This is a genomic window from Bradyrhizobium sp. CCBAU 25360 (assembly GCF_028128695.1).
GTDB lineage: Bacteria > Pseudomonadota > Alphaproteobacteria > Rhizobiales > Xanthobacteraceae > Bradyrhizobium > Bradyrhizobium ottawaense.
Genome location: NZ_LBJA01000042.1, coordinates 583,285 through 594,794 on the forward strand (window position 1 = coordinate 583,285; position 11,510 = coordinate 594,794).

The 11,510-nt window shown below is 59.0% G+C and carries 11 protein-coding genes; 6 read left to right on the plus strand and 5 right to left on the minus strand.

All coding sequences use genetic code 11. The features are described 5' to 3' along the window. The first annotated feature begins 3 nt into the window (after nt 1-3). Nucleotides 4-600 (plus strand): formate dehydrogenase FDH3 subunit beta, encoded by a 597-nt coding sequence (gene fdh3B, locus XH81_RS26765; RefSeq protein WP_028143626.1) that lies wholly within the window; start codon nt 4-6, stop codon nt 598-600. Nucleotides 601-639: 39 nt separating this feature from the next. After that, nucleotides 640-1,641 carry a formate dehydrogenase subunit gamma gene (locus tag XH81_RS26770; protein ID WP_271596420.1) on the plus strand — a complete coding sequence of 334 codons (1,002 nt, stop codon included), beginning with the start codon at nt 640-642 and terminating at the stop codon, nt 1,639-1,641. Between the two features lie 31 nt (nt 1,642-1,672). Here XH81_RS26770 and XH81_RS26775 read toward each other — a convergent pair whose 3' ends face one another. Continuing rightward, a complete protein-coding gene (locus XH81_RS26775; RefSeq protein WP_240536272.1) occupies nt 1,673-1,870 on the minus strand; it encodes a hypothetical protein in 198 nt (65 codons plus the stop codon). 766 nt (nt 1,871-2,636) lie between these two features. Then, entirely contained in the window at nt 2,637-2,852 is a 216-nt protein-coding gene (locus tag XH81_RS26780) for a hypothetical protein (protein WP_038948928.1), read from the minus strand. 675 nt (nt 2,853-3,527) lie between these two features. On the opposite strand from XH81_RS26780, the gene XH81_RS26785 reads away from it, so the two are divergent. The 3 genes from XH81_RS26785 to XH81_RS26795 all read left to right on the plus strand — a co-directional run bounded on the left by XH81_RS26785 (nt 3,528) and on the right by XH81_RS26795 (nt 6,139). Then, nucleotides 3,528-3,749 carry a hypothetical protein gene (locus XH81_RS26785; protein ID WP_240536271.1) on the plus strand — a complete coding sequence of 74 codons (222 nt, stop codon included), beginning with the start codon at nt 3,528-3,530 and terminating at the stop codon, nt 3,747-3,749. A 115-nt stretch (nt 3,750-3,864) separates the two neighbouring features. Continuing rightward, the gene (locus XH81_RS26790) at nt 3,865-5,076 is read left to right on the plus strand and encodes a serine/threonine protein kinase (protein ID WP_244429138.1); all 1,212 of its coding nucleotides are present in this window, start codon (nt 3,865-3,867) and stop codon (nt 5,074-5,076) included. Further along, complete coding sequence (locus tag XH81_RS26795; protein WP_244439118.1) at nt 5,063-6,139, plus strand: nucleotidyltransferase family protein; 1,077 nt, start codon at nt 5,063-5,065, stop codon at nt 6,137-6,139. The genes XH81_RS26790 and XH81_RS26795 overlap by 14 nt, the downstream gene beginning before the upstream one ends. Before the next feature lie 128 nt (nt 6,140-6,267). Here the strand turns inward: XH81_RS26795 and XH81_RS26800 are convergent, their stop codons facing one another. Continuing rightward, nucleotides 6,268-6,651 (minus strand): H-NS histone family protein, encoded by a 384-nt coding sequence (locus tag XH81_RS26800; protein WP_028143632.1) that lies wholly within the window; start codon nt 6,649-6,651, stop codon nt 6,268-6,270. Between the two features lie 679 nt (nt 6,652-7,330). Here XH81_RS26800 and XH81_RS26805 point away from each other — a divergent pair. Continuing rightward, nucleotides 7,331-7,696 carry an H-NS histone family protein gene (locus XH81_RS26805; RefSeq protein ID WP_028143633.1) on the plus strand — a complete coding sequence of 122 codons (366 nt, stop codon included), beginning with the start codon at nt 7,331-7,333 and terminating at the stop codon, nt 7,694-7,696. A gap of 55 nt (nt 7,697-7,751) precedes the next feature. Here XH81_RS26805 and XH81_RS26810 read toward each other — a convergent pair whose 3' ends face one another. Continuing rightward, the gene (locus XH81_RS26810; protein ID WP_271596426.1) at nt 7,752-9,221 is read right to left on the minus strand and encodes an exopolysaccharide biosynthesis polyprenyl glycosylphosphotransferase; all 1,470 of its coding nucleotides are present in this window, start codon (nt 9,219-9,221) and stop codon (nt 7,752-7,754) included. 146 nt (nt 9,222-9,367) lie between these two features. After that, complete coding sequence (locus XH81_RS26815) at nt 9,368-11,467, minus strand: hypothetical protein (RefSeq protein ID WP_049801696.1); 2,100 nt, start codon at nt 11,465-11,467, stop codon at nt 9,368-9,370. Nucleotides 11,468-11,510 lie beyond the last annotated feature (43 nt).

Sequence of the window (11,510 nt, forward strand, 5' to 3'; positions counted from 1 at the left end):
AACATGGCTCGAATGAAGTTTCTTTGCGACGCTGACCGGTGCATCGAATGCAACGCCTGCGTCACGGCGTGCAAGAACGAACACGAGGTGCCCTGGGGCATCAACCGGCGCCGCGTCGTCACCATCAACGACGGCAAACCGGGCGAGCGCTCGATCTCGATGGCCTGCATGCACTGCACGGACGCGCCTTGCGCGGCCGTGTGTCCGGTGAACTGTTTCTACACCACGGCGGATGCCGTGGTGCTGCACTCCAAGGATCTCTGCATCGGCTGCGGCTATTGCTTCTACGCCTGTCCCTTCGGGGCGCCGCAATATCCGAAGGTCGGCAATTTCGGCTCGCGCGGCAAGATGGACAAATGCACCTTTTGCGCGGGCGGCCCCGAGGCCGACGGCAGCAAGGAAGAATACGAGAAATACGGTGCGAACCGGCTGGCCGAAGGCAAGCTGCCGCTCTGCGCCGAAATGTGCTCGACCAAGTCGTTGCTCGCCGGCGACGGCGAGATCATTGCCCAGATCTACAAAGAGCGGGTCATGAAGCGCGGCTATGGTTCGGGCGCGTGGGGCTGGAAGACCGCCTATCGCGAGACGATCGAATCTTGAGGTGGGCAGCCGAGGGCGCGCAATACCGGGGAGGACGTGATGGCGTCATTTGGAAGGTTCATTCGCCTGGCTTTCGGCGTCTGCACGCTGCTTCTCTTGGTGATGGCGGCGCCCGCGAGTGCTCAACAGGTCAATCCGACTGCAAGTTCGGTCAAGGAGCAGCAGCTTCTGCAGGAGCTGAACCGGATCCAGGGCCGGGTGAGCATTCCGGACCAGCGGTCCGGCGTCCTGGAGCAGCCACAGGGACGTGAGTGGCGCGAGTTCCGCGATGTCACGCTGCGCTGGATCGGTGGCATCGCGATCATCGGGATGACCGCCCTGATCATGATCTTCTATCTCACCCGCGGCATGGTCCGGCTGGAAAGTGGCCGATCGGGTCGTACCATCGTGCGCTTCAACGTCTTCGAGCGCTTCGTGCACTGGATGACGGCAACCTGCTTCATCATCCTGGCGATCTCCGGCCTCAACATCACCTTCGGCCGGCCGCTGCTCTTGCCGCTGATCGGCTTCGAGGCCTTTTCCGAATGGTCGCAATGGGCGAAGTACGCCCACAATTATCTGAGCTTCCCGTTCACGCTCGGCGTGGTCCTGATCTTCCTGATGTGGATTGGCGGCAACATTCCCAACAAGGTGGATATCGAATGGGCGAAACGTGGCGGCGGCTTGTTCGGGCATGACCATCCGCCGGCCAATCGCTTCAATGGCGGGCAGAAGGCGATTTACTGGATCGTCGTGATCGGCGGCGGGCTCGTCGCCGCGACCGGCTATGCGCTGATGTTTCCGTTCTACGGCACGGGGATCGAGGGCATGCAGATTGCCCAGGTGGTGCACTCCGTCGTGGCCGTCTTGTTTGTCGCGGCGATGCTCGCGCACATCTATATCGGCACGATCGGAATGGAAGGTGCGTTCGAGGCCATGGGCACGGGTGAGGTCGACGTCAATTGGGCTCGCGAGCACCATAGCCTCTGGTTCGACCAGGAGACGGCACGAGCGGGGCCAAACGACGGACAGTCACGACCCGCAACCGAGGCGGCCGAGTAAGACGGACAGCCGGGAAAGCGGGCGGTTCGCTCTATTGCGCCGGTTCTTTCGCAAACAAGATCGAACGGTCCTGCATCTCCTGTTCAGGGAGCTTGTTTGCCTGACCTGTCTGCAGTTCCTGGATGGATGGCATGCCGCTCTGGTCGAACAGTGCGTGCGATCTGAGCATGCTGTTGGCCGCTCCGGCGAGAAGCAAGGCTGCAATGAGCGAGAGCATGAGGCGTTTCATGCGCATCTCCGTCTGCCATGTCCACCCAGCACGACGGATACACGTATATTGTCTTGCGCAATGTGAGCCACTTCACAGCCAGCGGTTCCAAAGTCGTCGATGCGTTCCGTCCAACGAAGCCGGAAGTATGAAGCGAGGAAACTGGAAGAGCTCGATCGGACTCGCGCCAACACGCTCTGCGCCGTCTGTTGTGATGCGGCTTTGTCGTGATGAAAGCCGGAATCAGGGTTCAAGCCTGCGATGTATGCCGGCCAGCGCAAGCGGGCTAGAGAGAACACGGCACGCTTGCGGTGAATAGGCCTTGCGCATCCATGCTGGTCCTTGATTCAGCCAGCATGATGATCAGAATTGCACTGACCCGGGAATCGTTCGCGTGCGATATCTCGTTGCTCGGGGCCTTCGCGCACGCGACGCCGATTGCCGTCTTTCTCCCGAGCGCCGTGCTTCCGCCCTTCGTACTCTCTCCCGGAGCCGCTTCAATTGAGCGAGCAGGCTAACGAGCTCGATCGCTGTATGATGCAGAACAGCCAGGCTGCAAAACCCACTACTCACTATAATACCCCAACAGGCCTTGCCGAAGCCGTGACGGAAAGATCGAATTTGTGACGACGTGCCAATAATTTGTAAGCAATGGATCCCGGAGCCGTCCGTTCGCTTTACGACGATACGCAGAAATATTTTCGAGCACTCTAGTGCATTGCACCAAAATGCTCGCATCGGAAAAGGGAATTTGGACGCGCTCTTTCAAACGGCCTTGGCATTTATGTCAGCGCGAAGGAGCCGCACGAAGGATATCCACCGTCCGGATGATTGACTCTTCGACCCAGGCCTCGCGGGCGAACCAGTTATGATTGGCCTCACAGATTGGGCAACGAGTATTGCCGAAAAACACGATGCTCCGCAGGAAAGTCTCGCGATCGGATTTGATGCCGGTAGGAATCGCGCGACCCGTTTGCGGACACTCGACCATGACCATACCCATGTGAGCCTCCCAGAAACATACTGCTGAAAAAGGGGCCGGTCGGCTGGAGTGCGCTCTCGTCGGTGCGGGTTACTTGGGGGGGCATCGCACCTGGGGTCGTTGTCGAGCAAAGGGCAGCTTGCTCGTGACGACGCTTCTCCAACCGACCGGATTCCTGCTTGGCGAATTCTCGGGGATACCGCCGGCTTGGGCCGGCAGGCCTATGAAATGAGGCTTCGGCTTCAACCGAAGGCTTCTGGGAGGCCCCTCACAATTAGCATGTTCAAATCCCTGCGGCTTCGTGCCGAATATTCCGCTCGCAACGAAGCCAATATCTTCCCTTTGACGGACAGATCAGCCAACCGGATCACTGGTCTCACTCCCCCTCACGCAATTCGTCAACATTATCGTTTTTTTATTTAATGCGCAATTAAATGCGCGTTGTCGGTCCGGTTTGCGACTCTCGACCGATTTATTTTGCGGGCTGTCGCGGCGGGCCCTTTCGTACGCTCAGCCTATCCCTCGCCACCTGCCATCAGTTCGGCGCGCCGCGATTTGGCTTTGGTAAACGGGTGGTTAGGTTCGGTTCAAATATGAAATAAATTTTGATTATATGGCACTTTGTAAATATCGTTGTTAATTGCTGCCGATCACGTAAGCTAAGCTCGTCCAGGTTTTGTTCGGCTGGAGGAGACAATGTGGGATTTAACTCTTAGCGAGTACGATTTCGCCCCCGATGCGCCGCAGTTGGCCCAGATGCGTGCCGAATTGGTAGGTATTGGCGAGAAGGAGCGCATTCTGCGGGAACGCAGTGCCGATCGCGAAGCCTATCGGTACCTCCTGGATGCTCATCGGTTGAGTGCGAGCGCGCTTTCTTTGAGAGCAGGTGTTGAACATTTCTCCGGAGGGAGGGGGTAGGGGCGGTCAGCTGTGGCGTGCCGGACCTGATTGTCGTTTCGAAACGAGACCGATTGGGTCACTTGTGCCCGGCAGACGGGAATTGCCGCGCCGCGGACGGTTCAGATTGAACTTCGTGGCTGCCGAGGGCCGCGACGCTAGCATCCCGGGCGCTGTCGTCGCTTCGTCGGCACAGGACGAGGCAGATGTCTTCACATTGGTTGGAACCGTGCTGGAAAGATCGTCGGCAGAGATGGTATTGAGACCGGCTTCGGATGCAGTGTTCGCGCTGCTGGACGGTCGATCAATGCTCTTCAGCGAAGCAGGGCAGAAGATCTTTGAACTGGACCGAGTAGGGGCATTCATCTGGTGTAAGCTGGCGCAAGGCGCCTCTCTGGAAGACACCTGTAAGGGGCTTGGGACCCTAGGCATCGACGAGCAGACCGCGCGCCAGTTCACCCGACAGGTCGTAGATGTCTGGATCGATCGAGCGTTGCTCGAGGTCGACTGGCGAATGCCGACCGATTTTGCCTTCTCGGCGGTACTAGGCCGGCACCGAATAGGGGTCCGGGCTGCAAATCGGGACCTCTTGAGGCGGCTGTGTTCGCTGTTTTGTGTTTCGGACCAGAGCGCCGGCGGCGACGACGACATTGCGATCGAGGCAATGATGCTGGACGAGCAAGTGCTCTTGCGCGGAGAGGATTCCAGCATCTCCAGATGTCAAGTCGAAGCACTTGCCCCAACGATCAAAGCTCACATCACCGAGCGGCTTATTCGAAGCGATCGCTGGACCTTCTCCCTTCATGCCGCTTCTCTTGTGAAGGACGGTATGGGACTATTGTTGTGCGGCCAGCCGGGAGCCGGAAAGTCTACCCTCACATTGCAGCTGGTGGATGCCGGACTTCGGTACGCCGGCGATGACGTTGCGCTGGTTGGCGCTGACGGAGCGATCTGCGGCATCCCGTTTGCTCTCACTCTCAAGGAGGGATCGTGGGACTTGCTCTCGCGACTACATGGCGGTCGGTACGACGCGACGCATCGCCGCTCCGACGGCGTTCTGGTGCGATACGTACCCATTGCGGATGCGTACCACCAAAGCTTTTCCGCAGGCTGGATCATCTTCTTGAACCGTGTCGCGAGCGGTCCGGCCGAACTAACCGCGATAGATCAACTGGATTCGATGAAGCGGCTCATCGACAACGGATTTGCTGCTGACGGAAGACTTTCGCAGGCCGGCTTTTTCGCTTTGAAGCGGATCGTCGCGGGCGCGCCATCGCTTCAACTCACCTATTGCGAGGCCGTGGAGGCTCGCCGCGTGCTTATGGATCTATGCAATGGCAAGGCATAGCGCGGCGCTCACGAGCCTCTGCAATTGCCTGCAAGGCATGCCACCTGTCGATGTCGAATGGACGTCCGTAATCGGGCTCGCAAATCAGACTCTGACGACACCGGCGCTCATCGATTTTGTCGACAAATTTGCACCGGTCCTGTCGGAGGACGTCTGCGGATATATTCGCCAGATCCACGGCCGAAACGTGCTGCGGAACAATCGGCTCGTCGCTCAACTCGAAGAAGCCGTCGTTGCGATGAACGACCTGGGAATTACGCCAATCATGCTCAAGGGGGCATCGACGCTGGTGACCGCGCCTGAAGAGCGACGAGGCGTTCGGCTAATGTCCGACCTGGATATTATGGTTATGCCGGACGAAGCCAGAATGGCAGTCTCCGCTCTATGCGCAATTGGCTACGATGTTGACTATGAGACCCCTCCCGAAAGCCACAGATGGCATGTCGAGCTGAATCGCTCGCAGGATGTCGGGACCATCGACCTGCAGCGGGCAGCTCCAGGTCCCGCGTACCTCTACCAGAGCTTCGGGCACCCGCTGAACCATTGTGTGCCCGCGCCGCTGGGGCGCGGACGCGTGTATATCCCCGCGCCTACCTACCGGGCGCTCATGTTGATCATCCATGATCAATTTCAAGACTACGGTTATTGGCTGGGCGACCTCGACCTGCGGCACCTAGTTGAATTGCGCGATATGAGCAATTCCGCCGAGGGCCTGGATTGGAAAGAGCTTGCCTCTCTTGTCTCGGGCGAATTGATGAAGAACGCGGTTGAAACCCAGCTGTTTGCTCTTGCTGAGTTGCTTGGCGTCGAGATTCCGCAAGAGTTGCGCTCTCGGCTGATTCCCCGTCTGCAGTTCATGCGACAGTTGATGCAAGCACGATTTCCAGCCACGCGCGTGCCCTTCCTCGCAATGATGATGCTGGATCTCGGAAACTACCGGAAGGTGGCGAATGACACCATCCAACCCACTGCGCGCCGGCGTGGATTGTGGTCCCTGCCGAGGATGGGAACCCTGCAGTTTCTGTTGAAGGCGGCCGTCGCAGTGCGCGCAGGGAAGGCCTAAAATCACAAGCCGCTCCGTTAGGGCGGCAGCTCCGAAGCGAACGACCTCAATTAGCCGGTTCCGACCGGGCGCCAGCTTCCCTGGATCCAACGACTTTGCGCATGCGGGGATTTGCAGTGGTAGGGCAATCAGTGCCCCTGACCACCAGCATTCTGGTTGGAGGCTTCACCGTTCTCGTGAATCCTGAACTCCTCCAATGTGTGCCCGGATTGTAGTGCGGCGACCAGCCAGCGCGGCTGTTTGCCACGCCCGGACCAAGTCTCTGTCGGTTTGAGAGGGTTGAAGTATTTCGGTACGACCTTTGGGTATTTGCGGCGGGGAGGCTGGCCTAGGCCCATCTCTGCCGCCCCGCTTTCGGGCCCACCGACCTGTTCCGGTTGATTGAGTTGCGCCAGGCGCTTCTCCAGTTCCCGCTTTTCGGCCGTGATCTTTTCAGCAAGAATCTTTGTTAGCTCCTCGTGGAGGAGCCATAGTTCTTCAAAATCCATGGCTTCGAGATCTTGCCTGCGCATAGCATTCTCGTCACCGTTCAACTCACGCTCCCGACTACCTTGTCATCTCCACGCCGAGTATCGTTTTCGAGCGCAAAATACGGATAGGTCCAAGGCTGGTCTTTCAAATTGGCGTGACAATAAATAATAATATATTATTTAATTATTAATTGCGAGGATTATTTTCATCAGTTTTTAATGCGAGCCAGACGAGAAACATTGGATGTTACGATTGCCCTCTGGGGCGCCCTTCAGGAAGCGATCGGCCGGTTCATCGCTGCCGCGGCTAGATTGATTGATATCCAGGCTTGAAGCCACAAATCCAGCTGCGATGGCTCGCGCTGAGGGTAACTGAGTCGTACGCTCCCTGTTGCCGAGGGTAAGAACGATGCAACGCGGCCTGGGATGCCGAGCATATTTGTCGAAAGTGCGGCGTGGCAGATTGATCCCAGGCCCGGCTTAACGTGTCGTTCTTCACTTGAGTCGGGGCATCGGTGCACGTAAGGCGCGTAATGTTACTTTGGCCACTATTAAATTGAGCGGATAAGTTCATTTTTTTGTCTTGATTAGAACCAGCGGCGCAGTTATGTGGAGCACGAACTTGCCGTTCGGTTCCACATATTTTTGTTTAAGCTGACCACTTGGTTCTTGATTAGCCGACCGGGACAATATTAAATGGGCGCAACTACAGGATGCTAGCATGTCGACCAAGAAGCTCGAACTAGAAGCGATGTCTCTGGACGATCTATGGTCGCTTCATGAGGAAATTAGCGGCATTTTGTCGGATCGGATCAAGGCGGAAAAGCAGGAACTGGAGAAGCGCCTGGCGGTTCTCGGAGGGGGAATGGCCGTGTTCGAAACAGGCGGGCCGGCCGTCTCCCCGACCGGCAAGCAGAGGCGCAAGTATCCGCGTGTGCTGCCGAAGTACCGCAACCCCCAGACTTCTGAAACCTGGTCAGGACGTGGCAAGCGGCCGCGGTGGTTGGTTGCTGCCATGAAATCCGGCCGACGGATCGAGGAGTTTCGCATAGGGGCAGCGACTCCGAAGCTTCGGCAGCGGGCGTGAGACGTCGTTACGCCAGCAGGTCGGCGCAGCTTGGCACTTTGAGCGGGGATCGAGCCTAGTAGGCGTTGCGGCCCCGCAAGACCTCCATCGGAGTTTGCAACAGGATTGCGAGATCCAGCCGAAGGCTCCAATTGTCGACGTACCAGAGGTCGTACTGTACACGTGCTTCGATCATGGACGCTGTAGGTGTTGCCCCGCGGCAGCCGTGGATCTGGGCCCATCCAGTCAGTCCTGGCCTGACCCTGCGACGAAACGCGTAGTTTCGCACGAGCTTGTCAAACTGTCCGTCGTGGGCCAAGGCGTGGGGGCGCGGACCCACCAGCGACATGCTGCCCTCGAGCACATTCAGCAGTTGCGGCAGTTCATCGAAACTAGACCGACGCAGCCATCTGCCCACGCGGGTGATGCGTTGGTCGACCGGGGTGGCCTGAACTATCACGCTGCCGTCCTCGAGCACGTGCATGGTCCGAAATTTGCGGATCAAGAATGTCCGACCATTAAAACCACAGCGTTGTTGCCGGAAGAACACGGGGCCGGGAGAATCCAGCTTGATTGCGATTGCGGCAAGCGCAAGCAGCGGTGCGGATACCGCCAAGGCGAGCCCCGCGCCAAGGATATCAATGATTCGCTTGGCCGCGCACTCGAACGGGGTAAGGGGACCGCGCTGCAATTCTACGCAAACGGCACTACCAAGGCTGCGCGTAGGATGTCGTAGCAATTCGGCTGTTGTGCCGACCGGCACGAATATGACCGGAAACGGCAGTACCCGCAACTCGGCAACAAATGCCCGAAGCTCGGGCCATCGCTCCGGGCTGGCTTCGACCACCACCTGGTCGAGCCGGGCGTTGCGAATGTGGTCGATTACGCGAGACGTGAGGCGCTTGCGACCGGCGGGACCGAACCCAATGGGCGGCAGGCTGAACCGCCCCTGGATGCAATATCCATGCATAGCCAAGGTTTCCGGTAGGCCGGCATTTTTCGAAAGCGGCTGGTCCGTGATTAGAACGATATTCGTGCTGGCAAATCTTCTTTCGCTCAGGCCTCTTATCAGCAGCGATTTGACAGCCCATCGCTCGGCTACAAGCAACCCCAGGCCAAGGATGGCGAAGAGCGGGCCTGCTTCCTGAGATACGCCCGGCCGAATTGCAAAGCCGTCGGCGGCCCAAATCAAGAGCAGCAATGACGCCCACGTCACGCAGACGGCCCGAACCTGGTTTTTGAGGACGAGGAGCTCAATCGGGCGATAAAGACCTTGAGCCTTCAGCACGGATGCAACGCAAGCTGCGCTGACCAGCGCTAAGCCAAATGCGTTGCCATGGTCTCCCTCAGCTTGCCCGTTTTGGAGCCGGTACAGTAATGTGGAGACGATGCTGGCCAACAAAATCGTCGCGATATCGGCACAGAGTGCAACAGGTTCGATCCAGTCATAACGGAGGGGCCATTTATGCCTGGAGGACACCGACGGCTCGAGGCTGACACGAGCCGTATCGTTTCGATCGGGGAGGTGCCGGTTCACGAAGTTCATGGCGGGGCACTCGGAATTCGTATTTAATTTATTATTAATATTGAATATATCAAGCAAAATATCATAATTTAAATGATACCAAATGACGCTCTTCGGATCTGGCGCGTGCTCGAAGAACTGCCCATCGAAGCGGAACGGGTTTGGAACTACCGCGCCGCCCCTCGACCCCATGTCCGGCTCGGCAAAGGTGGATCCGCTTTAGGTCCCGGGATCGGGCCTTCCTTGCGCATGCTTTGAAGAGCTGCTGAATCCCATTCCGAAATCAGATTGTCCACCAGGGCCTTCCCCTCCGCCGACGCCGATTGATAGGCTGCAATGAGAGCGGGTCGAAGAGCGGGCTGCCTAGCAAAGGCAATCTTGGCGTCGCGCTGCACCAGTTCACGCAATTCGGGATCGCTGACGACCGAAGCCTCGCCGAGAGCGGCAGTCAGTCGTAGCGGAAGCAGGGCCAGATCGTTTGGAGCTGTGTAGTATGAGAGTTTCAGCAAGGCCGCGACGTCGTATTCGACCGATCTTTGTTCCCTCGACAGTGCCGCAAGCATGAGCCAAAGATCCCCTCGTAATGGCGAGGACCGCAGTGCCTGCGCCAGTACAGTCGGCGCGGCAGGATGGACTCCGAACTCCGGTCTTGAGGCGGCTGCTCCATTGGCCGCGGGCTGTGGGGCGGCAGCGGGTCTCCCAGACCGCAAATCTCCATCACTGCGCAGTGAGTTCTGCGGCAGCACTCTCAGAAGTGCTTGGCGTGAGGCATCATTGGGAACGAGCGCTTCAACCGGCAAACCGCCGGGATACGACGGCTGAGCGAGCAGCCAGACCGTTTGCGCGATCAGCGCGACTGCGATGGTGCCCAATCCAACACGCATCGATGCATTGCCAATCCCATATGAGCGTATTGGCGCGCATGCCGGGCCCGGACTATCCAGTCCAACGACGGGCCGCGCCGACCGCGACTGCTCGGTTACGGCGCCTGTATCACGCTGGCTTTGGGCGACCGCAAGTCCGAACAGCGCGGCAGCCAACAGCGATGCGCCGAACTCGAGAATGCCGTCTTCGACCAAGGCCAGCACAACCAACGAAGTCGCAGCGCCGGCGCCAATGGCCGCGTAGACGTAGTCATGCCTTCGCCGCAGGGAGCATCTGAGCAAGGCCCCGGCGCCAACCACCGCAACGATCAACACGCCGTACAGAAAGGGGCGGCCCATCTCGATTGCGATGGCCGCGGCAGCCGTCGGGCGCTCTCGTGACAACGGCGCGGCAATATCGCGATGGATTGGCAGCAATGCCGCGTAGGTTCCCGCGCCGGAGCCGGCATGGCCGGCATCCTGCAACATCCGCTCAGTCGCCCCCGGGGGGTGCTCGGACAGGGCGACTGTCAGATCGGCATTAGGCCTTATCGGCATGAGGGTGAAGGCCGCCAGAAACAACACGGCAGCCGTGGCCAGGACGCTCGCGATACCCCAAACCCCAGAGAACCAGTTCCGGATCGCGAACGCGGCGAGCACGATTCCCACTCCGAGCAATGCCGCTGTGGCCGTTCCCATCCCGTCTCCGCTGGCGAGGATTGCCGACAGACAGAGAAGTGTCGCGAGGAGTGCGAACCAAGGGGTCGTTGCCACTCGAAATGGGCGTTGCTTGACACGGCGGCGGTCCTCGAACGCACGGGTCATCATCGCTGCGGACAGCACCAGCCCCAGCACTGCCGGGACTGCGCCGGTCGCTGCGAGGACAGGAGTATCGCCGCGCGAGAAACCGTCCGCTCCGATCGTCTGCCGCAACAGCAGGTACGCACTGACGATCGTCGAGATCGCGACCAGCATGGAGAGGAGTTGCCACGCACGCTGTCTGTCCAGCGCGACGACGGTCGTGATGAGCGCGAGGGCGACGGCAGTGCTGTAGTGCAAGAATGCCTGCACGGTTGCACGGACGTCCACCGTGAGCCGTTCGGCGAGGGGAGCATTCAAGGCGGCCGATGCCGTTTCCCATATCGGATTGCCGAGGCCGTGGACAGGAACTGGCGCGAGCTGGACGGCCATGTAAATCGCCGGTACAGCGAGAATGAGGATGAGAACGAGTCCCGACCGCCGTACCAGACTCGCGATTGCGGAGGATGAGGCGAAGATTGCGGTTGCCAGCACCGCCGTCGCGAGGAGAGCAGAGGATAGAGCTCGCTGCTGCGGGATCTCGGGCATTGCAAAAGCTGCTGCGACGGACACAACGAGTGCCAGCATCAGGAACCTGACGAGCATACCACGTCACCTCTCTGGCTTGACGTTCCTCCGGATGCTCCGA